We start from the raw sequence: 26165 nt of genomic DNA, 5'->3' as shown, positions 1-26165 counted from the left end.
TTGTTTCCTACACCATTGATTTTTCTTCGATAACTGCTTCAGCTTGATGTACTAGGTTCCTCAAAGCTTCTAATGTTCCTATATTTACATCCTCCCACAAATTGCGCTGATGTGCTTCTAATAATTTTTCAGCAATATCACGCAGAGCATAAGGGTTCTTTTCCTGGATAAATTCTACAACAACTGGATCGAGTAAATAAGCATCTACTATGCCTTGATACATGTAATCTTCAACACATTTAGCTGTAGCATCGTAGGCGAAGAGATAATCTACTGTCGCCGCCATTTCAAAGGCTCCCTTGTATCCGTGACGCATAACTCCTGCAATCCATTTGGGATTAACTACGCGAGAACGATACACCCGTGCAATTTCTTCTTTCAGTTGGCGAACTCGTGGTTGGGCGGGTGTAGAATTATCTCCAAAATAAGTTTGAGGATTTTTTCCCTGTAGAGAACGCACCGCTGCTGTTAAGCCACCCTGAAATTGGTAATAATCATCAGAATCGAGTAGGTCATGTTCCCGGTTATCTTGATTGTGCAGGACAACTTGCATTTGGGACAAGCGTTGTTTGAAGGCTTCGGGACTGGGGATTGGGGACTGGGGATTGGGGACTGGGGATTGGGGATTGGGGACTGGGGACTGGGGATTGGAAATTTTATCCTCCCCTGCTCCCCCTGCTCCTGTTCCCGAAGAATAGGCGTAAGAACTCCAATTAATGTAGGCGCGGGCTAAATCTTCGTCGTCTGTCCAGTTTTGCGATTCGATTAAACCTTGGAGTCCTGCGCCGTAAGCGCCTGGGCGAGAACCAAAGATGCGATAGCGCGATCGCACCACGGCTGCTTCTAAAGTTAATCCTTGGCTTGTCCACAAATCAGTCTCTTGACGAACTGCATCCGCTAGGGGATTTTGTTCTGGCGGTTCATCTAAGTCTGCTACTGCTGATACTGCTTGATCGAATAAGTCAATTAAGTTAGGAAAAGCATCGCGGAAGAATCCCGAAATTCGCAAGGTGACATCTACACGGGGACGCCCCAAAATCGCTAGGGGCAAAATTTCAAAATCTACTACTCGCCGCGCTGCACCATCCCACACAGGTTGGACTCCTAGTAAAGCCAAGGCTTCGGCTATATCATCACCGCCTGTTCTCATGGTGGCTGTTCCCCACAATGATAAGCCTAGTGTTTTGGGATACTCGCCATGTTCTTGAGTGTAATATTCAACCAGAGTTTCGGCGGCTTTTCTGCCGATATCCCAAGCTGTCTCTGTGGGAATGGCGCGAATATCGACAGAATAAAAGTTTCTCCCTGTTGGTAGAACTTCTGGGCGGCCGCGTGTGGGTGCGCCAGATGGAGCGCTGGGGACATATCCGCCATCGAGTCCGTGTAATAAATGGGTGATTTCTTCGGGGGTTTTTTGTAAGGCTGGGAGGAGGCGATCGCTTATCCAGGTAGAGACACGATTCATTGCGTCTCCACCCTCAGCACAGACGCGATGAATCGCGTCTCTACAAAAGGTTTGATTTATTAGTTGTTCTACTAGAAGGGCGGCGTGTTCTTCTAGGACTTCGACGATATCGCCGAGGGTACGGCATTGTGTGCCATTGACTATTGAGTATTCACCACTAGTTATTGACAAATCGGCTGTGAGGGGATCAAAGTCTAGACCCCAATCTTGAGCGATCGCACGGGTAATGCCTGGAGAATGGCGATTGGGGATGCGAGCGATCGCTACTATTAAATCTCGCAGTTGCCTTCCTTGGGGACATTGCCCAAAAATGTGCAAGCCATCGCGGATTTGGGCTTCTTTCAATTCACACAGATAGCCACCGATAGAATTCAAAATTAAGGATTCAGACTTAAAAATTTCTGTTTCATTTTGGATTCCTAAATCTAGATGGAGATTTTCTTTGATTACCAGTTCGTGGATGCGATCGCGAATCACTGGCAAACGTGAAGGATCTAAACTGTCGGCTTCATAATACTCATCAATTAAATTTTCTAACTGTTGTAAAGAACCGTAGAGTTCCGCACGAGTCATCGGTGGCGTGAGGTGATCTATAATCACCGCTTGAGCGCGACGTTTGGCTTGGGAACCTTCACCAGGATCGTTGACAATAAAGGGGTACAGGTGAGGAAGTGCGCCAAAAGCTACCTCTGGATAACAATTACTCGATAAAGCCACACTTTTACCCGGTAGCCATTCAAGATTTCCGTGTTTTCCCACATGAACTACAGCATCAGCACCAAAACATTCTCTAACCCAATAGTAGAAAGCTAAATAATCATGGGTTGGTTCTAAATCCGGCGCATGATAATTCAAACTGGGGTCATTATCATAACCCCTTGCTGGCTGAATTCCCACGAAGATGTTGCCGAGTTGAATTCCGGGAACGGGGATGGGGATTGGGGATTGGGTATTGGGTATTGGGTATTGGGTATTCCTGTCGTTTATCCCGTTTTCCTTTTCCCCAGTCCCCAGTCCCCAGTCCCCAGCCCCCAGTGCCCACCTTTCACTAATACCTTGCTGAACTGCTGGGGGTAATGAAGCGAAATATTCTTGATATTCGTCCCAAGAGACGCTTTGGTGTACCGGAAGCCATTCTCTACCTTCTGGATCGTTGGTTACGCCATCTGTCAGCCGTTGAATCAACTCATCTCCTTGAACAGGTGGATTTTCTACTTCATACCCAGCTTGATGTAAAGCTTGCAGGATTTCTACACAACTAGCTGGGGTGTCGAGTCCCACACCATTGGCGAGGCGGCCATTGCGGTTGGGGTAGTTTGCGAGAATCAGGGCAATTCGACGTTCTTGGGGTGGTTTGGAACGTAGACGCGCCCAATTTGCTGCTAGTTTAGCAACGAACTCGATGCGATCGCTCACTGGTTCATAAATTACCACATCTGTTTCTAAATGGGGATTACGAGTTTGTAATGCTTTAAAAGACACAGCACGAGTAATAATCCGCCCATCTACTTCTGGTAGCGCCACATTCATTCCAATATCACGGGGAGAAAGCCCTTGAAACTGTGACTCCCACTGCTCAATTGCTCCGCCACTGAGAATTACCTGCAATACAGGCACATCTAATTTTTGCCACAGTTCGGTTTGGGGTGTTTCACTTTCCAATCGTGCTAAAGAAAAACTGGTGGTATTTAGCAGCACAGCGATTGATTCGGCTTCTTTGGGTTGAAAAAATTCACTCAATTCAACTTGAACATCAGGTTCACGCAATGAAGAAACAAATACTGGCACTGGTTGTAAATTTTTCTGTACCAAAGCTTCGCATAAAGCATCAATTACTTTAGTGTTTCCCGCTAAATAATGAGCGCGGTAGAAAAGGATGCCGATTTTGGGGATTAGGGATTGGGGATTGGGGGCTGGGGATTGGGGACTGGGGGCTGGGGATTGGGGATTGGGGACTGAGGACTGGGGACTGGGGACTGGGGACTGGGGACTGGGGATTGGGGATTGGGGACTGGGGACTGGGGATTGAGAGATTTGAGATTCCGAGGTGGATGAACGGAGTTCTGAGATGGATGAATCCAGTTCTGAGGTGGATGAATGGAGTTCTGAGGTGGATGAACGGAGTTCTGAGGTGGATGAACGGAGTTCTGAGGTGGATGAACGGAGTTCTGAGGTGGATGAACGGAGTTCTGAGGTGGATGAACGGAGTTCCGAGGTGGATGAACGGAGTTCCGAGGTGGATGAACGGAGTTCCGAGGTGGATGAACGGAGTTCCGAGGTGGATGAACGGAGTTCCGAGGTGGATTCATCTAGTTGTAACTCTCCTCTTCCCCAGTCCCCAGTCCCCAGTCCCCAATCCCCAGTCCCCATTCTCCACTCATACAATCCCACACGCGGAATCGGCTGAGGTGGCGCAGGATTATATGCAGTTGATAAACAACTATCGGAGATAAATTGCAGAGCATTAACGAAATTTTCCACGCCGCCTTCGCTAAAATACTGCCATGTTTGGTTAACAATAGCCAAGGGCACGGTAGACTGGGAAATTAAATCGGGATCAAAAGCGTCATCCCCTGGCATTACAATGAGGGTTCTACCATTACGTTGCACAATTTCTTGCACTACTTCTAAGCCATAACCCCAATAAGAGCGTCCTCCTAACAAACGCAAAATAATTACTTGGGCATGTTCTAAAACTTGCTCTCCATAAGTATCTATACTTAATTGTTGCTGCAACTGCAACAGGTTGGCGACTCTTAATTCCGGAAAGCTTATAGGTAATTTGGGAACCGCAGCTGCCAAGGTTTGAATGTCGGTATCAGCAGCCGTAATCAACACGAAAGGCGCTGGAGTTTGTTCTAAAAAAATTAAGCCTTCTGACTGATTCCATCCACCCGATGTGCTACTTATACGATGCATAATCCTGTGTTACCGTTTTAAATTGTTGGTTAGTACATAATCAAAAGAAACTTTTTTCCCTGCATTCAGCCCCTTCTTACCAAAATGACTGCAAATGCTTAGTTCTCCTGATTTGAGCTTTTCTCGAACCTTGCCTATTGTTGTATTTAATCAGCTTGGGGTGTTGTTAGAACAGATGGCTCAAACGGTGGGAAGTACCGCTCTGATACTGACAGAAGTTGTGTTGGTGCGGATTTACATACCTGTAAAGTGGCAAAGGCAAAGGTTTACGCTAGTGGTTTCTGAGCAATTTAGTGCGCTCTTGGTAGGAACCTTTGAGGAGGAGGAGGAGAGCAGAGGGGCAGAGGGGCAGGAAATTCACTCCCCACGGGCTAAACGCCCCGCTACCGCTAACAGCACTCAGCACTCACTCAATACTCAGTTGACGTTTAATTTAGAGACGATCGCTTCTTTTGTCCGCGAATTGAGAGATTTATTTGAGTGCGATTCTGATACTCACCAAAATCTCGAACGCTATCAGCAAATTATTAGACCCAATGATGCCACACTCCAAAGTCAATTTACGCTGTTGTTATTAGAATATCTCCTAACTCAGCCAAACCAAGAAATAATAGCACCTCCAAGCCCGATTGATCCGGCGGTTTATATCTGTCAGCCAGTGGAAGATGCTTTAAAAAAACAGATTTCCCAAGAGCGGTTGTTGAATCAGGTAACAACACAGATCCGCAAAAGCCTTGATTTGCCTGTCATTATGGCAACGGCGATTACACAGGTGCGTGAGTTTCTGGAATTAGACAGATTAGTAATTTATAAATTTGCAGGTTCCCAAGTTAATACTCAACCATACCAGTCTGACACTATTCCCTTAAATGAAACGGCACTGACAACAGGTATGGAACTATCAGTTAGGGAACCTTGCGAAATCTATTTTTCTATACATGAAAACAACGGGGAACACTCGCCTTTTGTATCAGTTAATAATAAAACCCTCTTAGAAGACTACCAACAATATGGAGGTTATATTGTCTATGAAGCCCGTGCTACAGATGCGATTAGCTCGGTATTGAATTACACAGAAGAAAATTGCTTTATCCGAACCTCTCAATGTTGGGAGAAGTATTGCCAAGGCTTTACCTTAGCCGTGGATGATGTCGAAAAAACTTATGCTCTGGAAGAGTGTTTGTTGAATTTTTTAAGGGAATGCCAAGTTAAGGCTAAGTTCGCTGCACCGATTATCTTTGAAGACAAACTGTGGGGATTGCTGATTGCTCATCAGTGCGATCGCCCCCACCAGTGGAATGATAGCGAAAAAAACTTGCTAATTGCGATCGCCGAACAATTAGCGATCGCTATTCACCAAGCTGAGTTAATGCAAACCCTCACCCAAGAAAAACAAAATCTCGAACAACGAGTGATTGAGCGGACAATAGCTCTCCGTGATGCTCTCCTCGCTGCCGAAGCCGCTAACCGTCTCAGAAGTGAGTTTCTCGCTACTATCAGTCATGAACTGCTCACGCCTTTAACTTATGTGATTGGGATGTCTTCGACATTATTACGCTGGCCTTTGGGTGAATTGAGTCAACGACAACGGGGTTATCTGCAAACAATCCACGATAGTGGAGAACATTTATTAGAAATGATTAATGACATCCTCGATTTATCGCAAATCGAGGCTGGGAAGACAGCTTTAAATATTTCGGAATTTTCTTTGGTGAATGTTGCTCAAAATGCTGTAGAGTCACTGCGAAAAAAAGCAACAAGCGAACAAATTAATCTCATACTGGATTTGCAAATCGATCCCAGTCGCGATCGCTTTATCGGCGATGCAGAAAGAGTAGAACAAATTCTCTGGAATTTGTTAACTAATGCGATTAAATTCACCCCTGAAAATGGTAGCGTTACCTTACGTCTTTGGGTGGAAGATGACACTGCTATTTTTCAAGTGGAAGATACCGGAATTGGTATTCCTGAAGAACAATTACCATTACTGTTTGAGAAATTTCAGCAACTCGATACACCCTATCGCCGCCGCTACGAAGGCACCGGAGTTGGACTAGCTTTAACAAAACAACTTGTACAACTCCATCGGGGTCGAATTGAAGTAGAATCAACTGTTAGTATTGGCTCAATTTTTACTGTATGGATACCAACTCAGGCAGTGAGAGTGTTTAGGAGTGCTGAGTAATGAGTGCTGAGTAATGAGTGCTGAGTAATGAGTAAAAATACCAGTCCCCAGTTCCCAATCCCCATTACCCCTTATCCCCAGTCCCCAGTCCCCAATTATTCTTTCATTCAAGGCTGTGAAACTTGTTTCATCAGGACTGCCTTCTGCCTTCTTCACCGATCGATCCAACGGCTCACTGCTGGCAATTGTGTAGAGAACCATAGCGCACCTAACATACTCAAACTGCCACAGACAATCAAGGCATTAGTCGCACCAAAGTTATGCGCCAAAGTTCCAGCCAACAGGTTCCCAAAGGGCATCATACCCACCATTGCTAAAGCATAAAAACTCATCACCCGTCCGCGCTTATCTTCGGCAACTAGGGTTTGGATAATCATATTACTACTAGTAATCATGAGGATAGTAAAGCAACCTGTAAACACCAGTATGACGATCGACAGCCAAACTTGACGCGATAGTGAAAAGGAGATCAGACTCATCCCGATCAAGACTTGAGAAACTACAATCAAACGCTCTAAACCCGCAATCCCTCTCCTGATACTCAGATACAAACAAGCAAACAGCGATCCAATCGGCGCTGAGGTACTCAGGTGAGCCATTGTAGTTGCATCCCCATTTAAAATCTTAGCGGCGAAAATGGGCATGAGCGCGATATGAGACATTCCGACTAAACCTTGTAACGCCAGTATTAATAAAATTGCTTTAATGGGCTGGAATTTGGAGACATATTCAAAGCCCTCGCGCAATTTCTGTAAAGTATCGCTAAGGTTCGTCAGGGTCAGCATGGGTCTGACTTTCAGCCGCATCGCTAGCAGGGTAAAGATGGCAGGGATATAGCTGAGAGTATCGTAGAGAAAACAATATTTCACCCCTAGCGTCGCAATCAAAATCCCGCCCATAGCTGGCCCCAATACCAGCGAGGAACTTAACATAACTGAATTCAAGGCGATCGCATTACTCCAATCGGCGCGATCGCCTACGGTTTCGGTGACAATTGTATGGCGCACGGGCATATCTAATCCCTTGAGCAAACCATTGAGAACACTCAGTACCAGTAGGATGGGAAATGTAATCCAATTCTGAAAAGTCAGAATCGTTAAAGTCAGGGAAACGCTGATTCCCAATATCTGCACCACCATTAACAAGTCCCGACGACTCCAGCGATCGGACAATACGCCCGAAAAGGGAATCAGTAATAATGTCGGTAAAAATTGTACAAACCCTGCAACTCCCAACAACCAAGCCGATTTAGTCAAATCGTATACTACTAGCCAAGGAATAGTCAACTGCTGGGTCATAAATGTCCCAGACATTGATAGTAACTGTCCCCCAAAAAACAGGCGAAAATTACGCCAACGAAAGGCGGGTAAATGGTGGTAAAGGGTTTTACTTATGCGATCGCCTACTTGCCCATTCCAAATTTTCATCAGGAGGAATTTTAATATGCTCTACGAACAATTAGATTAGCTAATAATTATAGGATAATTGCGTAGTTTACCGCCGCAGGCATCGCTTATCTGTCTGGGCTAACACCTTTACCCAAATAAGCTCAGATGCATTTAAAAAATAATCAATCGTTTTGTAAGCAGAGAAGCAGGGGAAAAGAAAAATATCATCTGAATAAATTGGGTAATTTATTCTCTGGAAGTCCCCAATATTTGAGCATTGGATCGCTATCTAAGTGATCTTGTAGCTATTTACACAAAAAATACAGTTAGTAATTATCATTCATTAACTGTTTTAAATATTTTTACTATCTCTTTAAATGTCTTAAATGTCTTAACTGTCTGTTTAACTGTTTTAACTACTATTGCATTTTATTGATAAAACTGAGATTATTTGTTTGTCAGATAATTACAAAAAAATAAATAAAAATTGTAGCTTTTAGTTAAGCTAAATAGATATTATTGCCCTTATTAATGTTTAACTAACAGATAAGTATTTGAGGTTGATTAAAATGGACGAAATCGTTAAAAAACTTGCTGGTCTGGGTCTTCCTGGTGTAATTCTCGTGATTCTAACAGTTACATCAGGAGGTAGCTCTGCCGCAGTAGCAGCTACCCTGACAGCATTAGGAGGGCCATTTGGCATCCTTGGAGGTATAGCTCTCCTTGGTCTAATAACAGTTGTAGGGGATGCTGTAGCTGGATCTGGACTTGAAGCAATTGTTAAGGCTATTTATAAAGAACGTAGCAAAACCGAATATGTTCAATTTCTCCTTCAAGAAATTAAAGGTCTACCGATTACAGAAGAGCTAAAACTCAAACTGAAAAATGAACTTAGCTCAGAAGTCGTTATTGATGCCCAAGAAGTTGAGATTCCGAAAACGTAGTTTTTCACTATTTTAAGCTTGCCACACCACTAGTACAAGAAGGCAAAAGTAAAAAGGCAAAAGTAAAAAGAAAGAATGCTGATTTTGTAAGCTTTCTGGCTATTTTAAATGGGTGGTTTCTTTACGCCGTGTTGTACTAGTCAAGTTGTTTTCGCAAAAAGCTATGAAAAAACCTGCTAATCATTTTGCAAAGACTAGCAGGTATGGCTTATCATCAATCGGAGCGGCGGGATTCGAACCCACGACCTCCACTACCCCAAAGTGGCGCGCTACCAAGCTGCGCTACGCCCCGGTCAGAATTACTATATTATAACAAAATTCTAGGATAATCAAGAGGCAAATTTAAAAAAACTTAAGCATCCCAGTCGCTTGCAGTAAATCTGGAACAGCAGAAGCACTCCATTTACCTTCTACACATCGCCCTGTATTCAAGATGAAGCGCAGACTGTAATCATGAGGATATCCTTCTACTTCCATCCATAATAAATCGCTTTCGGCTTCACAAGCAATTTTTTCCTCTTCCATTAACTCATCTGCAAGTTGTTTCATGGTGTCTGCTAGCTGTGCTAGTAGACGGCAAAAATCATTCAACTCGGCTTCGGTTAACTCAATTGCCCAATCATCTGTACCGACTAAACCTTTAAACTCAGGTGTATCGGGGTTCCAGCCAATACGCCAACCCAATCCAGTTTTAATCACGCGTTCCATAGTTTAATTTTTGAAACGCAGAGGTACGCAAGTCACGTCGCTTTGCTCCGAATTCAAAATTCAAAATTCAAAATTCAAAATGAATGATCCCCATAAATAAATTTAGGGGCTTGTATCATGAGTCGTTTTCGGTCATTTCAGTAGTTCGGCCCCTCCCCGTTGTGGTGGCTGTGGGGGTGTGGATGTAGCCGGACTGGTTGTGGTGTTGGGGTTAGGGGGTAGGGTATTTTGGGAAGTGGGGTTAAATATATTAACTAAGACTTGTACTAAGGCATCTCGCTGGCTGCGGGTAAGATTGGTGATGGCTTTGCGATCGCCTTCTATCGGATTTTCCCGTAGTGAATCATTCCCTGGATAGCTAGCATCATACATAATTTCATTAGCACCCAAGTAATCAGCTAAAGTCAGCTTCCAATCCAAGCGATAAATTGGGGCGCGACCTTTGGTATAAATATGATATCTAATTAGGCGATTTGCTAAGGTGTTGTTTTCGGCAACCTTCCCGTTTTCTTTGCTGATATATTTATTTTCTAGTGGAAAATCTGGCAACTGTTGATACACTTGCTGCCAAACATCGCTAGGGGTGATTCTCTGAGCGTATGCTGGTTGGATACCAAGTAAAGTTGTCTGTGTTGATTTGTCCGCCCCTAAACCTAAAACAATTACACCCACTACCATGAAGGCAAGTAGTAGTTGTGTTAGTGGATAGCTAGGGTTTAGCCAGTGCTGAATTCCAAGTTTTGAGAGGATTGATTTAGGTAAAAGTTTTTTATTTTTCATAGAACGATATTTTGGGCGTTGCTGAGTGAAGATATGAATTTGCCTTATTCAGAATTCAGAACTCCTAACTCAGAACTCCTAACTCAGCACTCAGCACTCCTAACTCAGCACTCAATCTTATAGTTCGCCGATAATTTCTGGCTGAGTCAATTCATCAGACATTTCGATAATTGCCCTTAGCACTGGCTTCATGATTGCATCTTCGTTACTTTCAAAGTCTTCGTAACGCCGACGTTTAGCACGATTTGCCACCTGAACCGTAATGCGATAACGATTTGAGGCTGCACTAATTAGATCCTCAGCACGGTGCATAATCTGAGATTGAGTTGTCTCGAACTTAGAACGCTTTAGCATAATCAGTGGTTCTTGGGGTCATTCTCCAGTGTAACAGTAATGAAAAGTGCTGAGTTCCGAGTTCCGAGTGCTGAGAGATGAAAGACCGCCCACAATATGCGGAGTATCAACCAACTCCATACCACAAGATTCCGCTTAACATCGGGTGGCGCTTTTACCATAGTGCAAAATTATTGAGTATTATTTTACTCAGCACTTAGTACTGAGTATGGTAAATCAGTCTGCTGCTGTCTGTTTAATCGCCAGCAACCTTTCGGTTGATAGAGGCTAAGAGTATTTTAATCACTTATAAATAATTTGTAGTATAAGATAACGCACCCTCATGGCTGACCTTGTGGAAACTGCGATCGCAGCAGGTAATTTCAATACCCTAATAAAGGCTGCTGAAGCTGTAAATTTCATAGAAACTTTGAAAAGCCCTGGTTCTTTCACACTCTTTGCACCGACTGACGAAGCTTTTGCTAATCTGCCACAGGGAACTTTAGATTTGTTATTACAAGATATTCCCAAGCTCCAGAAAATTGTGGCGTATCATATCGCTAGTGGGGATATCAGGTCTGATGATTTGCTAGAGATTAATGAAGCAGAGACGCTTGAAGGTTCAATTGTAGCCATTGAATCTGCCGACGGTAAATTTAAGGTGAATAACGCCAATGTCCTCAAAACAGATATTCTGACAGACAATGGCGTAATCCATATTATTGATGCGGTGTTGATACCTGCAATGGTGGCGGGAAGGTAATAGACATCTCCGAAAATGAATGTAGAGACGTAGCACTGCTACGTCTCTACAAGGGTTTTGGATAACGCATATTTAATTTCTGGAGATGTCTAATGTATTGGGTGGGCATGGGGAAAGAGGAGGCAGGAGGCAGAAGTTTTTGAATTGATTTCTCCCCAGTTCCCAGTCCCTAATTCCCAGTCCCCAGTCCCTACTCCCCAATCCCCAGAATGCACCCACTCCGTGCGGGAACAGTCAATGACAACTGCTGAGTTTCTCCCTCACCATTCCACTTAATTTCAGCAGTGCCATATAACAACTTTTTGGGTTGAGTACGCAAACTGGGGACATCTGCATTCGCTGTTGCCGAACTTGTGCCAGCGTTGATGGCAATTATCAATTCCTCTGTGCCCAAAGTTCGCGCAAAGATATAAAGTTGTCCTTGAGCATGAAGAACTTGGTAATCACCTGTACGCAAGGCTGGGTAAGTTTGACGTAGGGCAATTAATTGACGGTGAGTATTGAAAATTTCTTGATTCCAGTTACTCTCTAAAGGAAAGCCACGACGGGAGTCGGGATCTATGCCACCAGGTAAACCAACTTCATCACCATAGTAGATGCTAGGCGCACCGGGAAAGGTGAGTAGTAGTAGAGTTGATAATTCTACGCTGGCTATATCGCCGCCTGCAATGGTCATCAATCGGGCTGTATCGTGACTTGCAAGTAAATTAAGTTGAGTTAGCTGAATTTCCCAAGGGTAAAGTTGCAGTACTTCTTGAATTTTGGTGGCGTATTCAGCAGCAAATAAGGGTGGATAGGGTTGATAGTCGCGGCTTTGGACTTGTTCTAAGACTACGCGATCGCCTGCTGCAAAGGCAATTGTCGGCCCAGCAAATAGATAATTCATCACGCCGTCAAACTGTGTCCCATCCAACCACTGGCGAGAATCTCCCCACACTTCGCCCACAATATAAGCTTCGGGATTGATGGCTTTGACGCGATCGCGAAATTCCTGCCAAAAGCCAGGAGTTTTTATTTCAAATGGTACATCCAACCGCCAACCATCGATGCCTAATTTAATCCAATATTCGGCAATCTCCATAATGTATTCCCGCACTTCTGGATTGTCGTGGTTAAATTGTGGTAGAGCGCGATTTCCCACCCAACTCACATAGTTAGCAGGCAATTCCCCGTTGTAAGGTGCTAGAGGCCAGCCTTCAATTTTGAACCAATTTACCCAAGGCGAATGGGGGCCATTTTCTAAAACGTCGTGGAAAAAGAAAAAGCCACGGCTGGAATGATTAAACACCCCATCCAGAACAACTTTGATATTCCGTTGATGGGCTGCGTCTAGCAATTCCTTAAAAGCCTCGTTGCCCCCTAACATCGGGTCAACTTGGTAATAATCGTGGGTATGATAGCGATGATTGCTGGCGGATTGAAAAATAGGTGTGAAGTAAATCGCGTTAATTCCCAAATCCTGGATGTAGTCTAATTCCTCCAAGATGCCCCATAAATCGCCGCCTTTATAACCTTGGAGGGTTGGCATGGCGTCCCAATCTTCCCAACGGGCTTCCTGGAATAACCGTTTGCGCGGCTGTTTGCTTCTGGCAAAGCGATCTGGGAAAATTTGGTAGAAAACGGCGTGCTTCACCCAGTCTGGTGTTTGAATTTGCATGAAAAACTCTTTGTATGTTCAGAAGCGATCGTTGCAAATATTAGCTTCTTTATGGCTCTTACTTATGATAGAAAATCTGTAATTTGTCAGTATTTATTAGCAATTTAGACTTCCTGATCCTGTTTTATACATAAATGTCATCAGTAATTTGTTTTAGTTTTTAATAGTTCAACAAAACAGACTCGTCACTGATTACATTCTGACTCCGGAATTATTATTCAAAAAATTTATCTTTTTTATTTATTACTTAATTATTCTTAATTTTATTTTATTCACTTTGTCCGTAATGATTTAGGCAGACAATGGATTAGTTTAATAGCTTCATAAAAATTACCTGTTACCGAGACTTGGGTAATTCTTAGATGCGCCTGCTCAAAGATGTCTCATGAACCAGAGAAAATTACTATGAGGGAGACTTCATTCAGGAATATGAGTTATAAATTAGCAATTGTCTTAGGAATAAATTCCTGCATCCTAAGCTTATTTGATGTTATCTCTGAAAAAAATAGATAACTATAGTCGCATCAAATGATCAAGGCTAAAAAACTACATAATCTGCATTAATGCTAGAGCGACTGATCTTGCTAAAATCACTACTTCGTTGACAGCGAATAATTTAACTTGAGGTAAAAATGAGACACGAAAAACTTTCTCCCGGACTACTGTTAGCATTTCAAGACTATCAAAATGAAGGAGATAAAGCTTTAGTTACACACAAAAAATCTCTTGGCATCATTGCCCACAAAAGCCCAGTAAAACCCACTAAGAGCGTTGTTTTTATCTACTGCGACCCTGATGCAGACTTAAGTTACTTATCACAATATAATATTGAAGTCAATCAAAACTCTGGGAGTGTGCGGACGGCTTTCTTACCGATAGAGAGTTTAGACGCCTTATCTGAAGAAGATGTGATTCAGCGGATTAAGCCATCACGCAAACTTCATTTGAGGATGGACACTGCCCTGGGAACAGTCAAACTACCAGAGTTTAAGAACCGAACCGGACTTACTGGTAAAGGAGTAATCATCGGCATTATAGACAGTGGCATTGATCCGAAACACCCCGCCTTTGCTGGACGAATTTTACACATTTGGGATCAAACACTGCCAGGGCCAGGAGTCACAGAGGGCGGCTATGGGGCTGAATTGACGGGAGCGCAACTGACAATTTCTCAGGATACTGCCGGACATGGTACTCACGTTGCTGGCATTGCCACTGGTGCTGATACTAACTATGGCGGTGTCGCACCAGAAGCGGAATTAGTTATTGTCAGATCAGATTTACAGGATGCCCACATTGCCGATGGTGTGCGTTATGTTTTCCGAGTTGCTAGAGAGTTGGGACGCCCAGCAGTGGTAAATCTCAGCTTGGGTGGACACGCTGATGCTCATGATGGTAGCGACTCCTTATCAAAGGTAATTGATGCCGAAACTGGCCCAGGAAGAATTGTTTGCTGTGCTGCGGGTAACGAAGGAAACGATAACATTCATGGACAAGCGATCATACCCAGTGGACGCACTCGTGGTATGCGCTTTAATGTTCCTTTGAATCAAGTAGGCATAGTTTGGTTAAACGCCTGGTATTCCAAAGACAGCGAATTAGAAGTATCTGTGCGGAGTCCTAACGGTTTTGTCACCCCCTTCCAAAAAATCATTACTGACGGTAATGCCGCCCAAGATTACCAGTTACCAGATGCACGCGTACAATTAGCGACACCTGCGCCAGATAAAGCCAACGGCGACCATAATTTCTTTGTGCAAATACGTGGTATTGATCCCTCGCCAGTAATGGGAGGTGTTTGGCAACTGCGAGTCCGCAACACTTCTTCAACTGACACACGTTTAGATGTGTGGACATTAGATGACACTTCGTCAGTGTTTTTTACAGGTAAAAGTGTGAAGGATGCAGTCAAAATTGGTTCGCCGGGAGCCGCTAGCAGTGCAATTACCGTTGCCGCCTATACTACTAAAACCAGGTACACAGATATTGATAACCAAGTACGAGAAATGGGGTTAGAACTGAATACTATTTCGGAATTCAGTAGTGAAGGGCCTCTACGTAATAATGGACAGAAGCCCGATGTAGCAGCACCCGGAGCAATGATTATTTCCACCCTTTCCGCCGATGCCAGTTTTGACCGTTCATCGATGATTAATTCCAAGTTTGTGGTGCAGGCTGGTACAAGTATGGCGACACCCTTCGTTAGTGGGTTAGTTGCACTGCTGTTGCAGCGAAATCCTGAACTCGATCCGACTGCTGTGAAAGACTACCTACGTAAAAATAGTGCAATTCCCGGAAAAGATGCAGGCACATTTGATGACAAATGGGGCTATGGAGTGATTAACGCTTTAAATCTGTAATTAGACTGAGAAAGGTGGATATTATTTCTGTACAAAGGTAGGCAATAATAACCGATAAATTTGATAAGTTAGGGTAGGCAGAAATTGTCTACCCTCTTTACCAAGGAGTTGCTGATGAATTATCAGAAACTAGATGCCGCTCTTGCTACAGCCCTGAATGACATTCAAGATTCAGAAGAAACTAATTTGGCAGTTTTCATCCATACTGAACCAGTTTTAGACTCGGCTGCAACTGCTGTTTTAGAAAGTTTAGGTGTCAGTGATATTAGCAGTGGCAAAGATATTTTCACAGCAACACTGTCACCCAATGCCATTTCCCAGTTATCAGAGCAACCTTGGGTGAAATTTTTGAAGCGATCGCACCAATTACGTTTGGTTAATAAGAGAATAAATATAGGCAAGTTGGGCGTTTAATGGGTATTGCCTACTTTTTATACAGATAATTATTTTGATGTTACTGTGAATCAGGTTTTTGTTTTTCTGGAAACTTACACTTCACGGCAATTTCCAGATTACTTTCAGCAGAGCCTTCGGTAATATAAGCAATATAGTGCCCGTATTATAAGGTATAAATTGACAGCACTTTTTTGTGTGCGATCGCCAGAGCTTTTATACTCTAATTATAAGCAAACAGCAGTAATACTATTTCACTTAAAAAATGATACACATGGGCAAGCAGGGGAAGTGATTTGTATCAATAATTTCGTGAATTGGTATAAGACTGAGTATTATTGAGGTTCTTAAGCGCAACGGCAATTCCTTCGTCTTGGGTCGATGTGGGGTAATGAAGTCCTTCAGGAGGCAGAAGCATTAGACTGGTAGTAGACCAAGTTGCTCAGAAAGAAATCCTCTATAGTGGCAACTGGATTACAAACTCTGTTCCTTGCCCAAGCGTGGAATTTACCTCAATGCTTCCACCATGTTTTTCGATGATAATTTGAAGTGCGATCGCTAATCCTAAGCCCGTTCCTTTACCAACAGGTTTAGTAGTAAATAAGTGGTCAAAAATTTTCTGCTTAACTTCTGGGGTCATTCCTACCCCATTATCTTTAATTCGTATCAATACACTCTTCTGGTCTTCGTTTAGCTTGGTACTTAGAGTAATTCGATTAGGATTTAGTTTAATCTCATCTATATTACGCCCTATATTTGACTCTTCCAAAGCATCAATAGCATTAGCAAGCAGGTTCATAAATACCTGACTAAGTTGGCCAGGAAAACACCGGACTAACGGGATGTCATCATAATTTTTCACTACTTCAATCGCCGGACGAATATGTGAGGCTTTCAGACGGTGTTTGAGAATCAAAATTGTACTTTCGATAACTTCATAGAGATTGCAAGGAATTGTTGTTTGGGTATCTCCTCTAGAAAAAGTACGCAAGCTTATGCTTACATCATAAATACGGTTTATCCCTTCTTGCATCGAAGCAATTAGTTTAGGTAAATCTTCACGCACATACTCCAAGTCTACTTCTTCAACTGTTTCTGTAATTTCTGCTATAGGTTGAGGATAGTAATGTTGATACAAGCTAATTAACTTTAACAAGTCTTTTACATATTCACTTGCAGGTTTTAAGTTGCCAATAATAAAACCAATGGGATTGTTAATTTCATGTGCTATCCCTGATACTAAATTACCTAAAGTAGACATTTTTTCACTTTGCACAAGATGCAATTGCATTTGCTTGAGTTCAGATAGTGAAAATTCTAATTGTTTAGCATAGTCTTGAGCTTGTTGATAAAGTCGAGAATTCTCTAAAGAAATAGCAGCTTGGGATGTGATTAAATTCAATATATTGACACGCTCTGATGTAAATGCACCTGCAATCAGTTTATTTTCTAAGTACAAAATACCAATAATTTTACCCTGATAGAAAATAGGACTGCACAATATTGATTTTGGCTGATGGCGTTGGATATAAATATTTGATTGATAAAGAGTCTGAGAAATAGCATCATTTATCACCAAAGTTTCTTGGGTTCTAGCAACGTAGTTAACTATGGAAATAGGGATATCTTGGCTTGCTTGAATCGGAGTTGATTGCAGAATAATAGAGGAACTTTCTGTAGTATTGATTGCTTCTATAAATAATTCATTATCTTTGACTAAAATCAGACAACCTTTTTGGGCAGAAGCGTTTTCGAGAATTATATTTAAAAGAGTATCTAGCAGTTTATCTAAAACTATCTCGCTACTAATTGCTTGCGAAGCCTTTATTACCGTAGCAAAATCCAAGACACCATTGCCGTTACTTATGGTTTGTGAGTAATTTATTTTTGTTGTAGCAATAGTCCTAGTTACATCTATTGCTAACTGGTTAATATTTTGAGTACGAATTATCAAATTAGTATAGCGTTCATCTAAGTCCTGTACTTTCGCGATAGCTCCCCAATGGATATAACCATAGTAAGCTTCAGTCATATACATCTTGGCAATTTTTTCTTTACCTAAACCGATATAAAACTTTGCTGCTAGTTCATTTGCCAAAGCCTCTTCTTGGATATAACCATTTTTTTTAGCTCCAGCAATAGCACAGTCATATAAATCTATTGCCACTTGTAATTTACCCAATACTCTTGCTTTCTCTGCTTCCACTAGTTCATATTTGTGCTGGAAGTTACATGGTGCTTGTTTTGCCCATTTTTTCATTTGCTGCTGATTCGCTGCTACCTGTTTTAAGTATTGCTTTTTCTTCAAAGGTAAAGCTTGTTCAGAAAATGATATTAGAGCCAAAGAATAATAAAAATTATTAGCAGTATAAATTAATAATCCAACGTTATCCGCATGAGTCTCTTCAGCGATAATTGCATTTTCAATTGCTAGTTCATATTCTTCAAATAAATAACATAATATAGTTTTAGAACCATAGTAAAAACCTTTAAAAGAGTAATTTTTAGTTACTTCAGATGCCATTGTTATTTCATCAAAGGCCTCGCCAACTAAAGCAGTTTTTATCAATGACTTTGCCTGTAAATTTAAAGTCGTCTGTCTAAAAACACTTGTAGCTGCTGCTAGAGATTCAAGCCTTAACTTCTGCATCAACTCGACATAGCTCAATATTTTTTTATCTACCAACTCCAAGTTTTCCCCAGAAAGCAAAGAATGATAGCCTGCAATTACAGCACAATAGCCAGCATTTTCTATATTTCCTAATTCTAATCCACTCTGCATCCCTTCTAAAAGTGGTGCTATTGTGTCTTTAATATGCTCTTTATAAAACCTAATTGTGCCATTATGTACAAAGTAAACTGTGGCTTTGAGTGAGTTATTGTTCGTTCTTGAAAGTAATTCTATTGCTAGCTTTCCTAATTTATATCCTGTTTCAACTTGGTTGAATTTATCAGATAGAATAGTACCATAAGCTGCATAAGCATAAGCCGAAACAGGTGACTTGCCGTATTTTACAGATAACCTCACCATAGCAAATACAGCTAATACAAAAAGGAAAGATCCTGCCTGACTAGCAGCTGGAACAATTTGCAATAATATTTGCATAGCTGCTAGTTTATAGGGGTCAGACATTTCAGGTAACAAAGCTAAGTCTTCTATCGGTTTACCTATTAGTGTTAGTTTTGTCTTAATTAAAGCTGACAAAACATTTAATTTTGTAGGTTTATTAGGTAGTATTACTCCTAGCTCTTTGAGAGCTTTTACACCAATTTGTAGGACTTCTGGCATCTGATTGTGTGCCATGTAAGTTAGCATTTTTATTTCATGTAACTTAACCTTATCTAAGGTACTATTTGCTTGACTCAGTGCAATATCTACTAATTTATGAGCATTATCAAAATGACCATTTAAATACTCTGCTTCTGTAGTCTCAGTATACAAATTTAATGTTAGGTCATAGAATTGATGCCAACTATCTGTTGTTAATAGTCCTAAGCCTATATTTAAATACCTGCCAGAAGACTCGTAAGCAGTGGCTGCTTTAGCTTTTTTACCAGCTAGCAGATTAAGTTTTGCCAGCTCATATTTTTCAGATTTTTGAGTCAATAAGTCCAAACCCACATTAAGCTGGTTCACAATATCTAAAATATTTTCTGCTAACGATTCAGCAGGTGTCTGTTGGAGTAATAACTGACCTATTTTTAAATGAGTTCCTTGTTTATTATTTTCTGGAATCAGTGAATAAGCAGCTTGTTGAATGCGATCGTGTAAAAATTTATAACTAATCTGTTTAGAATCAAAACTTAGTTTAACAGATTCTTCTTGTTCAAAAGCTAAGGGAATACGATAAGCATCACTCAAAGGCAAAATTAACCCACATTGCAATGCAGAATAAAGTTCACTAGCCGTACTTGTAATAGATTTTGAGCTGACAATAGAAAGTATATCTAGAGAAAATCTATTGCCAACACACGCTGCTAGTTTTAATATTTCTTGTGTGGCTTCTGGGAGGTTTTTAATTCTGCTGGCAATCAGTTCTACTATACTCTTATCAGTAATACCAATTGCTTGAATTTTTTCTATATTCCACTCCCATAAAGCAGTTTCAAAGTTAAATTTTAATAACTTATCTTGATAAAGTACCAGTAATAGCTGTGTTAAAAAAAAGGGATTTCCTCCTGTTTTATTGTAAAGTAAATCTACTAATAATTTTATAGGTTCTGGATTTTGATGTAATGTATCAGCGATTAAGTAATTAAAGTCTTCAAAAGAAAGAGCTTGTAAAATAATACTGTTAATAACAGTGCCACTTTGAGTGACTTCTTCTATTATTCCCATTAAGGGATGTGTGATGCTAACTTCATTATCTCGATAGGCTCCAATTAGGAGTAAATATTTGGTATTATAGTCAGTAATTAGAAGTTTTATTAACTTTAAAGTAGCTGAATCTGCCCATTGCAAGTCATCTAAAAAGATAACCAAGGGGTGTTCTTTTTTGGCGAAGACGTGGATAAATTCACTAAAAACACGATTGAAGCAGTTTTGTGATTCTAGCGCACTCAGTTGAACTACTTCTGGTTGTTTACCTATAATTAATTCAACTTCAGGAATTACATCAATGATGACTTGTCCATGTGATTTTACGGCGACTAAGATTTCATTACGCCATGTTTCAAGTTTAGTAGCATTTTCTGTAAGCAGCTGCCGCATTAATGAACTCAAAGCTTGAATCAATGATGCATAGGGAATATTGCGTTGGAATTGGTCAAATTTACCACTAATAAAAAAGCCTTTGGCGCGAGTGATGGGTTTATTGACTTCATTAACTACAGAAGATTTACCAATTCCTGAATAGCCAGAAACTAATATAAGTTCACGCCCTCCTTGGCTGACTCGCTCAAAAGCCTCTAAGAGTGAGTTAACTTGAGTTTCTCTGCCATAAAGCTTTTGAGGGATGAGCAACTGACTCAAAACATCTAAACGACCAGGTATGAAATCAGTGATTTCACCTGTTGTTTCTAACTGCTCTTGACAGATTTCCAAATCTGCCAAGAGTCCTTTAGCTGTTTGGTAGCGGTCTTCAGCATTTTTCGCCATCAGTTTATTGACAATAGACGAAATGGCAGTCGGTATTTCTGGGTTTAATGTTTCAATCTCTATAGGTTGTTTAGCAATATGACAGTAAACTAACTCTAATGGGTCATAACTTTGAAAAGGTAATTGCCCGGTAAGTATTTCATAGAAGGTAACTCCAAGAGAATAAAAGTCACTCCGATAGTCAAGAGTACGGTTCATTCTACCGGTTTGTTCCGGTGATATATAAACTAAGGTACCTTCTAGTTGGTTAGGGTTAGTTAGTTGTGTTGTTTCTTTATCGAGGCGTGAGGCAATACTAAAGTCGGTAAGCTTTACAACCCCAGTTTCTGGATTGATGATAATGTTGGCAGGTTTAATATCTTTATGAATGATCTGGCAAGTATGTACAGATACTAAAGCTTGTGCCAGCTGAATTGCAATCCGAATAAAACTCTTTAACTCTTGTTTGCCTGTAATCAGTAGTTGTTTAAGGGAATATCCATTAAAGTCTTCAAATACGATCGCTAAACGATTTTCGTGGGTTTCGAGTCTTAATATTTTGACAACAGCTTCTAAATCCAGGTTTTCTGTAATTTTGTATTCATGCTTCAGACGAGCGATCGCATCTATGGAGGGATAATCTGTTTTAAGAATTTTCAGAATTACAGATTGTTTGTCAAGTTGTGATGTAGCGCGATAAATAATTGTATCATCTCCCTCATGGAGCATTTCTTTGATATCGTACCCTGAAATTGAGCCTGATGTGAGCATTGACATTACCCTTCTTAGTAAAGACCAAATTGTGTATATTTATGATTCCCATTTTTGCTATTTTTTAATCAATATTTTAGATAATTATTGCTAATAGCATGGTATGTAAAAGAAAACATTTTAATCATTTTTTGTGATTGAAGAATAAACCCATATTGATACTATAGGAATCTTATTTTATTTATGAAAATTGGAATATTAAGATTCCCGACTTCTTATAAAAATCGGGAATATAGTTTTTCATTAATAATCAAAGACTGTTAGATTCTGGAGTTCTCTGGTAGAAAAATTTTTATCAAATTTGGGTAAGTATTGTTTCATTAGTTCCTTGTCAATTTTTGGGCATAAAATACCCGAACTTTGCATAGCATCAAAGGTGTTATCTACTTTGCATACAGGAGTACGATGGTGTACTTCTAGTATAGTGCTACGGTTTTGATACACTTTTTCTTGGAAAAAAGAAGTCAATGGATACAAGGGATTAATTGTTGACAAACTAGAGAGAGCATTCAACCAGTTTTTGGGTGAAATTTTTTGTAAGGGATAGCCCAACTCCTTGAAGCACTCAAATATTTCTGTATTACTTAATTCCTGTTCTCGAGGTACAACAATATTGTAATTGCCACCTGTGTGCTTTGCGTCTAAGGAAATATAGGCGATGACGGCAGCAACATAGTCTACAGGTACAGGAGTCCAATATTTTTCTGGCCAGTCTGGATATATGCCCATCTCAATACAACCACTAATAAAGCGGTAGAACGTGTCGTTAAGGTTAGCAACTCCTGTTTGCCTGTGTCCAGAAATAAAACCAGGACGGTAAATAGATACTGCTAATCCTTTTTCTTTAGCTGATTTGACCATGCGTTCGGCAGCCCATTTTGCCCGTACATAGCCGTATTCTACTGACATAATTGGTAGGCTAAAATCAATATCAAAATCTTCTGAAACTTCATTTTTACTTAATAATGAAGTCACTGCTCCATAAACAGACACAGTAGATATGTAATGCAGTGTTTTATGACGACGATGTGCTGTTAAAGTAAGAATATTCGCAGTCCCATCTACATTAGATTTTTTAATTAGCGAATAAGGTTTGATGTAATTAGTGTCAGCAGCTACATGATAAATTTGATCAACTTCTTCACCCAGTTTGTCAAATAACATTGTTGGTAGTTGCAACTGTGGTTGCTGAATGTCGCCAGCGACTACATGCACTTGCGCCAATTTTGTTATTGGTAGCTGATATTGAATAAAGGTTGCATGCAGCCTTGCCATTGCATCTGCATCACTTTCTGCTCTTATTAAGCAATAAATTCGGCGATAGCTGCCTTTTGTGAGCAGTTCATAGAGCAAGTGTGCCCCTAGAAAACCTGTTGTACCTGTAATTAATGCACAGTCATATTTAACGTTTGGTGCTTGTTGCCAAACAGATGTATTCAAATCTGGAGAAAGTCTGGCTTCTGTTTGTAAGTCAATATGTCCATCATTAACTGCACTTTCGCTTTTGAATTTCAGCTGTTCTAACAATTGTGCTAAACCCGATGGTGTAGGATATTCATAAATTAAGCGAGAAGGAAGGGTGACACCAAAATCGCGATCGAGTGCATACAACACATGAGCGATGCAAAGTGAGCTACCACCTGCCTCAAAGAAATTCGTATGAGGCTTGCAAGTTCCAGTAGGTAACTCTAAAGCTTCATCAAAAACTACCGCTATTTTGAGAGAGCTATCCATCGCATCAGTCAGGAAAGATGGGGTTTCTGGCAGTTCTGGTAAAGCATTTCGGTCTACTTTACTGCGATTAGGTAATAAAGGCAATTCGTCCATAAAAACAAACCGCGCAGGTATCATGTAATCTGGTAGTTGTTCAGCAGCAAAGCGTTGCAGGTGCTTTTCTATCAAAAACTGTCCAGCTTTAGGGACAATATATGCAACAAGCATTGATACGCCATAATTTTCTGTCACATCGCTACGTTCTACTCCTGAAGTTCTAATTGCTTTGACTGCATTTGTTTGTACGCCAGGATGCTGGGCAAGTATCATTTCAATTGCTTCTATTTCTATACGCTTGCCCCGAATTTTGACTTGATGATCTGCTCTGCCAGCATAGTGTAACAGCCCCAGTTCATGCGAATCTTCGTAAACGATATCACCAGTTTTGTATATTTTGCCCAAACCAAAAGGGTTATCTAAAAAACGAGTACTTGTAATCTCAGGTTTATCTAGATAGCCTTTTCCTATTCCTAAACCGCCTACATATAACTCACCCTTTTCACCACGATTACAAAGTTTAAATTCTTCATCCAAAATGTAAAGTTCTACATTTGGCAATGCATAACCAATAGGCAGACTCATATCCTGTTGCTTAAATTCGTAAATTGTGCAACAAACTGTTATTTCTGTTGGTCCATAAGCATTAAAAAAGCGGGTATGAGGTGAAACCCATGCTTTAGCAAGTGATATGGGACAAGCTTCACCACCTACCACTACCATTTGTAAATCAGGTAGCTGGTCGGAAAAAGATGTCAGTGTTGCAAGTACAGAAGGGGGTAACATCACCCATTGCACCTGGTATTTCATCATGAAGTTTGCTAATAGTTGTCCAGGAAGCATTTGCTCTCTTGCACCCAGTACCAAAGTCGCTCCACCACATAATGCTGTAACTAATTCCCACACTGCTGCATCAAAACTGATGGAGGCAAACTGAAGTAAACGCAAGCCTGGTTTGATATTAAAAGTACTACAGCTAGCCTGAGCAAGATTTAGTAAACCTCGATGGGTAAGCATTACCCCCTTCGGTACACCTGTAGAACCAGAGGTATAAATAATGTAAGCTAGTTGTTCAGCCTCTACTACTAAAGGTAATGCAGAGGGTGTAGTTAACTGTTCCCAGACAGCAGGAGTATCCAAAAAACACATTTGCCCATTCAAACCACTCTGCCGCATTGCTGGCTCAATATCAAAAGCAAACTTTTGCTGTGTCAGAATCGTGGTTAATTTAGCATCAGCAATCATGTAACTGAGCCTCTGGCGGGGTAAATCTGGGTCAAGGGGAACAAAAGCTGCACCTGCTTTCAAAATGGCATAGATAGCAATAACCATTTCAAAAGAAGGTTCTATACACAGTCCAACTAAACTGTTAGGTTTTAGGTAACCTTGTCCTATTAAATACTGATATAAATGTTCTGCCCGCTCCTGTAATTCTCCATAAGTAAACTGTTGATTTTCTAGAATTACAGCCAGTTCATCGTGATACTTGTGACAACTAAATTCGATTAAGGAAACAATTGTTTGATGGATTTGGGTATTTTGAATTTTCATTTGAATATAGATACGTACTGGTTCAAGAAATGCAAATTTAGAGGTAGATAAAATAGCTCTGACAACAATTAAATATCAAGCCAAAGAAAAGCAAAGCAAAGCTATGGAAAACCTGATAGTGACTGCATCAGCGTTCTCCATATTGCTAATTTATAATTTGAGATGCGAGAGCTATCCTATTTCACTTGTGAAAATGAGTTTTTGACAAACCGCATTCTCCAAATCAGAAGTCGCAGCTTAGTACACATAGACACAAAGCGGCTGATCGAAGAGTATGCACAGAATAAAACAAAAAGAAGATTTCACTTTTTAATATGTTCCGTAATTTTCTCAAAACAAGCTAATTAGAAAAACTTTGGTTGATAGATAAACATTCTGACAAAAATATTCTGAAATATCTAGCAATTTGCTAAATCTTTAACTTCATCAAATAAATACAATGAACACATAGGAAATATTTAAGTAATAATATCAAGCTAAGTTTACATTTTTGTCTAACGAAATAAGGCTTTGAATCAATATTTAACTGGTATTTTTATTTACCTAATTAATTGATTCATAAAATAAATATTTTAATATTAAAGATTTAAGTAATTGTACGCAAACTATACTTTCGCAGAAAACAATCCAGAAATGAAGCTCTTGGGCTGACCTCTTAAAGTGTCGCAACTGGAGGTTAAAAGCAGTCAGACGGAGAATTTGGTCTAACTAAAGACATCTCCGAAAAAGAATGTAGAGACGTAGCAGTGCTACGTCTCTACAAGGGTTCTGGGTAACGCATATTTAATTTCTGGAGATGTCTTAAGAAGCCGTAGCGGCAAGACCAATCAAAGGAGCGGACTTTTGGGAAAGTATTTGAGCGATCGCTTTCATGTTAAAGTCTTCCATGAAGGTGGTAAAAACTAAAAAATAGAACTCAAAGCCTCAATTTTTGGCATCCAGTTCGTTTCAGTTTCCATTTGGAATAAGCGCAATAAAGAGTAAGCTACACAAGCTAAATACACAAATAGGTCAATAACTTATTCCCAAAAACAAAAGATAGTCACCTAACCCAAAATGCTGCTTCAAAATCTAATGGCTAATTCAATGCAAAAATGACAA

General features: G+C 40.6%; 13 protein-coding genes and 1 tRNA gene. 5 read left to right on the top strand and 9 right to left on the bottom strand.

Features of this window, described 5'->3' with window-relative positions:
• Positions 1-7: 7 nt before the first annotated feature.
• Positions 8-4384, bottom strand: coding sequence for a cobaltochelatase subunit CobN (gene cobN / locus V7L07_RS28765; RefSeq protein WP_335062559.1), 4377 nt, complete (start codon positions 4382-4384; stop codon positions 8-10).
• Positions 4385-4478: 94 nt separating this feature from the next.
• Between cobN and V7L07_RS28760 the strand changes: the two genes are divergently transcribed.
• Complete coding sequence (locus V7L07_RS28760) at positions 4479-6569, top strand: GAF domain-containing sensor histidine kinase (protein WP_335062557.1); 2091 nt, start codon at positions 4479-4481, stop codon at positions 6567-6569.
• Between the two features lie 152 nt (positions 6570-6721).
• On the opposite strand, the gene V7L07_RS28755 is transcribed toward V7L07_RS28760, so the two are convergent.
• Positions 6722-7996: an MFS transporter gene (locus V7L07_RS28755; protein ID WP_335062555.1), complete on the bottom strand. Its 1275-nt coding sequence runs from the start codon at positions 7994-7996 to the stop codon at positions 6722-6724.
• Between the two features lie 530 nt (positions 7997-8526).
• Here V7L07_RS28755 and V7L07_RS28750 point away from each other — a divergent pair.
• A complete protein-coding gene (locus tag V7L07_RS28750) occupies positions 8527-8901 on the top strand; it encodes a hypothetical protein (protein WP_335062553.1) in 375 nt (124 codons plus the stop codon).
• Positions 8902-9119: 218 nt separating this feature from the next.
• On the opposite strand, the gene V7L07_RS28745 is transcribed toward V7L07_RS28750, so the two are convergent.
• From V7L07_RS28745 to V7L07_RS28730, 4 genes are all read right to left on the bottom strand, one after another.
• Positions 9120-9193: transfer RNA gene (locus tag V7L07_RS28745), tRNA-Pro, on the bottom strand.
• A gap of 50 nt (positions 9194-9243) precedes the next feature.
• Complete coding sequence (locus V7L07_RS28740) at positions 9244-9609, bottom strand: DUF1818 family protein (protein ID WP_335062551.1); 366 nt, start codon at positions 9607-9609, stop codon at positions 9244-9246.
• 132 nt (positions 9610-9741) lie between these two features.
• Positions 9742-10287, bottom strand: coding sequence for a hypothetical protein (locus tag V7L07_RS28735; protein ID WP_335062613.1), 546 nt, complete (start codon positions 10285-10287; stop codon positions 9742-9744).
• A gap of 219 nt (positions 10288-10506) precedes the next feature.
• A complete protein-coding gene (locus V7L07_RS28730; protein WP_179064685.1) occupies positions 10507-10743 on the bottom strand; it encodes a DNA-directed RNA polymerase subunit omega in 237 nt (78 codons plus the stop codon).
• A 322-nt stretch (positions 10744-11065) separates the two neighbouring features.
• Between V7L07_RS28730 and V7L07_RS28725 the strand changes: the two genes are divergently transcribed.
• The gene (locus V7L07_RS28725; protein ID WP_335062549.1) at positions 11066-11485 is read left to right on the top strand and encodes a fasciclin domain-containing protein; all 420 of its coding nucleotides are present in this window, start codon (positions 11066-11068) and stop codon (positions 11483-11485) included.
• 190 nt (positions 11486-11675) lie between these two features.
• Here V7L07_RS28725 and V7L07_RS28720 read toward each other — a convergent pair whose 3' ends face one another.
• Positions 11676-13142 (bottom strand): glycoside hydrolase family 13 protein, encoded by a 1467-nt coding sequence (locus V7L07_RS28720; protein ID WP_335062547.1) that lies wholly within the window; start codon positions 13140-13142, stop codon positions 11676-11678.
• 632 nt (positions 13143-13774) lie between these two features.
• Between V7L07_RS28720 and V7L07_RS28715 the strand changes: the two genes are divergently transcribed.
• A complete protein-coding gene (locus tag V7L07_RS28715; RefSeq protein ID WP_335062545.1) occupies positions 13775-15502 on the top strand; it encodes a S8 family peptidase in 1728 nt (575 codons plus the stop codon).
• 114 nt (positions 15503-15616) lie between these two features.
• Positions 15617-15916, top strand: a complete 300-nt coding sequence (locus V7L07_RS28710; protein WP_335062544.1) for a hypothetical protein — start codon at positions 15617-15619, stop codon at positions 15914-15916.
• Between the two features lie 436 nt (positions 15917-16352).
• Here the strand turns inward: V7L07_RS28710 and V7L07_RS28705 are convergent, their stop codons facing one another.
• Together V7L07_RS28705 and V7L07_RS28700 are read right to left on the bottom strand one after the other, a co-directional pair.
• A complete protein-coding gene (locus V7L07_RS28705; protein ID WP_442936092.1) occupies positions 16353-21701 on the bottom strand; it encodes a trifunctional serine/threonine-protein kinase/ATP-binding protein/sensor histidine kinase in 5349 nt (1782 codons plus the stop codon).
• Positions 21702-21986: 285 nt separating this feature from the next.
• Positions 21987-25064 (bottom strand): non-ribosomal peptide synthetase family protein, encoded by a 3078-nt coding sequence (locus V7L07_RS28700; protein ID WP_335062541.1) that lies wholly within the window; start codon positions 25062-25064, stop codon positions 21987-21989.
• Positions 25065-26165 lie beyond the last annotated feature (1101 nt).

Source organism: Nostoc sp. (genome assembly GCF_036916985.1).
In the GTDB taxonomy this organism is placed as follows: domain Bacteria; phylum Cyanobacteriota; class Cyanobacteriia; order Cyanobacteriales; family Nostocaceae; genus Nostoc.
This window is presented reverse-complemented; position numbering and strand designations above follow the sequence as displayed.

What these genes read in the sequence shown, in the direction of transcription:
- V7L07_RS28755 (WP_335062555.1), bottom strand. Translation starts at nt 7,996, where the DNA reads ATGAAAATTTGGAATGGGCAAGTAGGCGATCGCATAAGTAAAACCCTT.
- V7L07_RS28715 (WP_335062545.1), top strand. Translation starts at nt 13,775, where the DNA reads ATGAGACACGAAAAACTTTCTCCCGGACTACTGTTAGCATTTCAAGAC.
- V7L07_RS28705 (WP_442936092.1), bottom strand. Translation starts at nt 21,701, where the DNA reads ATGCTCCATGAGGGAGATGATACAATTATTTATCGCGCTACATCACAA.
- cobN (WP_335062559.1), bottom strand. Translation starts at nt 4,384, where the DNA reads ATGCATCGTATAAGTAGCACATCGGGTGGATGGAATCAGTCAGAAGGC.
- V7L07_RS28710 (WP_335062544.1), top strand. Translation starts at nt 15,617, where the DNA reads ATGAATTATCAGAAACTAGATGCCGCTCTTGCTACAGCCCTGAATGAC.
- V7L07_RS28735 (WP_335062613.1), bottom strand. Translation starts at nt 10,287, where the DNA reads ATGGTAGTGGGTGTAATTGTTTTAGGTTTAGGGGCGGACAAATCAACA.
- V7L07_RS28760 (WP_335062557.1), top strand. Translation starts at nt 4,479, where the DNA reads ATGCTTAGTTCTCCTGATTTGAGCTTTTCTCGAACCTTGCCTATTGTT.
- V7L07_RS28730 (WP_179064685.1), bottom strand. Translation starts at nt 10,743, where the DNA reads ATGCTAAAGCGTTCTAAGTTCGAGACAACTCAATCTCAGATTATGCAC.
- V7L07_RS28750 (WP_335062553.1), top strand. Translation starts at nt 8,527, where the DNA reads ATGGACGAAATCGTTAAAAAACTTGCTGGTCTGGGTCTTCCTGGTGTA.
- V7L07_RS28720 (WP_335062547.1), bottom strand. Translation starts at nt 13,142, where the DNA reads ATGCAAATTCAAACACCAGACTGGGTGAAGCACGCCGTTTTCTACCAA.
- V7L07_RS28740 (WP_335062551.1), bottom strand. Translation starts at nt 9,609, where the DNA reads ATGGAACGCGTGATTAAAACTGGATTGGGTTGGCGTATTGGCTGGAAC.
- V7L07_RS28725 (WP_335062549.1), top strand. Translation starts at nt 11,066, where the DNA reads ATGGCTGACCTTGTGGAAACTGCGATCGCAGCAGGTAATTTCAATACC.
- V7L07_RS28700 (WP_335062541.1), bottom strand. Translation starts at nt 25,064, where the DNA reads ATGAAAATTCAAAATACCCAAATCCATCAAACAATTGTTTCCTTAATC.